The organism is Flavobacterium branchiophilum NBRC 15030 = ATCC 35035 (assembly GCF_002217205.1).
Taxonomy (GTDB): Bacteria; Bacteroidota; Bacteroidia; order Flavobacteriales; family Flavobacteriaceae; genus Flavobacterium; species Flavobacterium branchiophilum.
This window is the reverse complement of record NZ_MUGT01000044.1, coordinates 19,216-22,843: the sequence shown is the minus strand read 5'-3', so window position 1 is coordinate 22,843 and position 3,628 is coordinate 19,216. Positions and strand designations below refer to the sequence as shown.

Annotated in this window: 2 protein-coding genes; one reads left to right on the top strand and one right to left on the bottom strand. The window is 34.8% G+C overall.

The window, feature by feature from the left end; translation table 11 throughout:
• Window positions 1-169: 169 nt before the first annotated feature.
• Window positions 170-2,560, top strand: coding sequence for a penicillin acylase family protein (locus B0A58_RS05965; RefSeq protein ID WP_089080278.1), 2,391 nt, complete (start codon window positions 170-172; stop codon window positions 2,558-2,560).
• A gap of 107 nt (window positions 2,561-2,667) precedes the next feature.
• On the opposite strand, the gene B0A58_RS05960 is transcribed toward B0A58_RS05965, so the two are convergent.
• Entirely contained in the window at window positions 2,668-3,378 is a 711-nt protein-coding gene (locus B0A58_RS05960; protein ID WP_089080277.1) for a pirin family protein, read from the bottom strand.
• Window positions 3,379-3,628 lie beyond the last annotated feature (250 nt).

Below are 3,628 nucleotides of genomic sequence, written 5' to 3'. Positions count from 1 at the left end.
AGTAGATTGGACTATTTTATAGGTATATTTGGTATTATATAGAAATTTGTCTTTATCAATAAACAAAAGGCAACTACATCGTTTGACATCATGTAATTTGTCAAAACTTTCAACTTCGTTTTAAAAAAAATACTATATTTGACAAATAGTTTATTAAACATTATTGAAAATGAAAATAATAAAAAAAATATTGGCTGGCTTGGGTATTTTTACCATCATTATATTATTGAGTTTGGCAGCTCTGGCCTTATATAGTAGCCCTGATTACAAAGGCAATGTGGAATTGGCACATTTGACTCAAAAAACAGATGTTTATTTTGACGAATTTGGTGTGCCACATATTTATGCCCAAAACCAGAAAGATGCCTTTTTAGCATTAGGATACGTACATGCACAAGACAGATTGTGGCAAATGGAACTTTTAAGACGAATTGCACCTGGCAGGCTCTCAGAAATATTTGGTTCTAAAGCCCTTAAAACCGATCGTTTTTTTGCTGGTATAGGCATAGACGAGGCCTCTGCAAAAGCCATTGCAAAATTAAATCCAAATTCAGAAAGTGTTATTTTGGCAAAATCTTATTTAGATGGCATCAATCAATACCTCGAAAATGGTAAAACTCCCATAGAATTTAAACTATTGGGAATCAAAAAACAACAATTTGAATTGAAAGATATCTATAATATATTTGGATTCATGTCATTTAGTTTTGCCATGGCTCAAAAAACAGATCCATTATTAACCGATATTCGGAACCAATTAGGTGTCAATTACTTAAAAGATTTAGGCCTAGATGGCGCCTTTCATGAGGTGCAATTGAAAAATTTTGAAGGCCAAACTAAAGCATATTCTGAAATTTCAAAATCATTAAGTATATTATTAGACGCTTCTCCTGTTCCAGCCTTTATTGGTAGTAATAGCTGGGTTATTGCCCCAGAAAAAACACAAAATAACCAGGTTATATTTGCAAACGATCCACACATTAGTTTCTCACAACCCGCAACGTGGTATGAGGCCCATTTGGTAACACCAAACTACGAAATGTATGGCTACCATTTGGCCGGAACACCGTTTCCGCTTTTGGGGCACAACAGGCAATATGCTTATGGACTGACCATGTTTGAAAATGACGATATTGATTTGTATCAAGAAACAGAAAATCCAAAAAACGCAGCAACATATCAAACTCCTTCAGGATTTGAAAATTGGACGATTACCAAAAAAATTATTAAAGTAAAAGACAGTTCAGATGTGGTTCTAAACGTTAAATCGTCTAGGCATGGACCAATAATGAACGGCCTTTTAGACGGGTTATCATCATCAAAACCCATTGCCATGTCTTGGATATATACCCAACAACCCATTCAAATTTTAGAAGCAACGTACCAACTAGGACATGCAAAAAATGTACTCGATTTTAGAAACCATGTTGCCTTAATTGCGGCACCTGGTTTGAATGTAATGTATGGCGATGCTGCGGGAAACATTTCATGGACTACTTCGGGCAAGTTGTACCAACATCAAAAAGGAGTCGATTCTCATTTTATTTTAGATGGAGCCTCGGGCAAAGACGACATTTCAACCTACCTCGATTTTTCTAAAAACCCAAAAGCATTGAACCCAAGTTGGCATTATGTATATTCTGCAAACAACCAACCCGAGGCCATAGACGGGCAGCTGTATCCTGGCTATTATTTGCCAAAAGACCGTGCCAGCCGCATTACTAGCTTGTTAAACAATCAAACAAAATGGAACAAAAAACAGGTAAGCCAAATGATTTTAGACAATACATCAGCCACAGCATCGGGCAATATCAAATTGTTATTATCTAAAATCCCAACACAATCACAATCAGAAATGGTACAAAAAGCAATGGACATATTGCAAAAGTGGGATGGCAACCACGACAAAGAAAGCATTGCCCCTACCCTATATAACAAATGGGTGTACCAATACATGAAAAACACTTTTGAAGATGAATTAGGACCTGAAAAATTCAATCTTTTTATGGGAACTCACATTATGAAACAAGTGATTGCTACAATTCCAAAAAATCCGAAATCGCCTTGGTGGGACAATACAAAAACCAAAAACAAAACCGAAACGGCTTCGGAGATTATAAACAAATCGTTTATTGAAAGCATCCAATTGTTAGAAAAACAATTAGGAACCAATATGGAAAATTGGAAGTGGAAAAACGTACATACACTAGAGCATCAACATGCTATGGGGAAAGTAGCCGTTTTGAAAAACATTTTTAATGTTGGTAAATTTGCCATGAGCGGTGGCAATGAAGTTATTAATAATCAAATATTTTCTTATACAGAAAATGGCGAATACAATATTACTGCCGGACCATCAACAAGAAGAGTGATCGACTTTTCGGACATTGAAAATTCTTGGAGCATTTTACCAACAGGCCAATCTGGAAATCCAATGAGCGAGCATTATAACGACCAAGCTAAAATGTATGCCGAGGGGCATTTTAGAAAAATGAAACTCAACAAAACAGAAATTATCAATAGTTCGAGTTTATTAGTTTGTAAACCAAAACAAAAATAACATCCCTATAAATTGTATGCTTAAAAAAACAGTCTGAAAAATAATATTTTTTTAGACTGTTTTTTTTTGTAATAATTACATTAAAAGATATAAAAAAGTTTATTAAATTACATAGGTACTTCAATTAATAAAAATGCTGAAGATTCGAGGGCTTTGACATAAAAAGAAGCTACATCCCATATTCCCAAAGCATCACGCTGGTGCAGTACATGGGAATTAACTTGAATTTGACCAGAAATTACCATAACATACACCCCATTTTCTGGTAATTTTAAATGATATTCTGAAGAAAAACCTGCTTCAAATTCCGACAAATGAAACCAAGCATCTTGATGTATCCACACCCCTTCATCTGAAGGATTGGGCGACAAAATTTGATAAAAATTATTGTGTTTTTTTGAAACATCAAGCGTAATTTGTTGGTAACGAGGAGTTACATTTTGAAATTTTGGAAAAATCCAAATTTGAAAAAGTTTTGTATGTCGATCAGCATTTGGGTTGAACTCACTATGTTGTATGCCGGTTCCTGCACTCATTACTTGCACATCGCCTTGGCAAATGGTGGATGCATTGCCCATGCTGTCTTTGTGTGCCAAATCACCTTCAAGCGGAATAGTGATGATTTCCATATTGTCGTGTGGATGTGTACCAAAACCCATGCCTGCTGCCACGGTATCGTCATTCAAAACCCGCAACATTCCAAAATGAATACGCTCTGGATTATACCAATTGGCAAAACTAAAACTATGATAAGCATTGAGCCAGCCATGATCAGCATGCCCCCTTGAATCGGATTTGTGCAAAACTATTTTTTCCATTTTTAATTTTATTTTTTGAAACAAAAATATTGTTTTTATTTTTCATTGGAAAACTTTTTGAAATATTAAAATTATTTTTTTGAATTAATTATCAATATTTTGACTAAATTCTATTATTAACAACATTTTGGGTTAGGGATAGCTGTGGAAATCCTTTTGAAGCCCCCCCCAGCCCCCAAAAGGGGTGTTATATTGCACTAATATAGTTTCTGAATGTTGTAATCAGAAAAGATTATTTCACAATATTATA